At 67.3% G+C, this 416-nt stretch carries 1 protein-coding gene; it reads right to left on the reverse strand.

The features are described 5' to 3' along the window. Positions 1-414: YhjD/YihY/BrkB family envelope integrity protein (locus tag AC1DYG_RS20120; protein WP_477641607.1), on the reverse strand; the 414-nt coding region annotated here is incomplete at its 3' end. Positions 415-416: the final 2 nt, after the last annotated feature.

The raw sequence follows: 416 nt of genomic DNA on the forward strand, positions 1-416 counted from the left end.
GGTCAACACCGCCCCGGTCACGGCGCCGTCGGCGATGACCGTCAGCCCCACCGACACCGCCAGCATGCCGAACAGGCCCAGCAGCTTGACCAGGTCCTTGAACTTGGTACGCACGAAGTTGGTCGCCGGGTGCCGCTGGTTCCACATGGCGCTGAGCGCCTCACGCAGGTTCGCCATCCAGCCGAGCCCGGAGTACGCGGCGACGACCAGGCCGATCACTCCGACGCGGGCGCGGGCGTCGATGGCCGCGGTGACCAACTCGTTGATCTGGTCGCCCAGGTTGCCGGGCATCGCCTTGCTGATCGCGTCGTGGATCGACACCAGCCAGTCCGGGTGCTGCACCAGGATGAAACCGGCCGCCGCGAACCCCACCATCAGCAGAGGGAACAACGCGAACACGCTGAAGTAGGTGATCC

The sequence above is a fragment of the Pedococcus sp. P1_H8 genome (assembly GCF_056405175.1).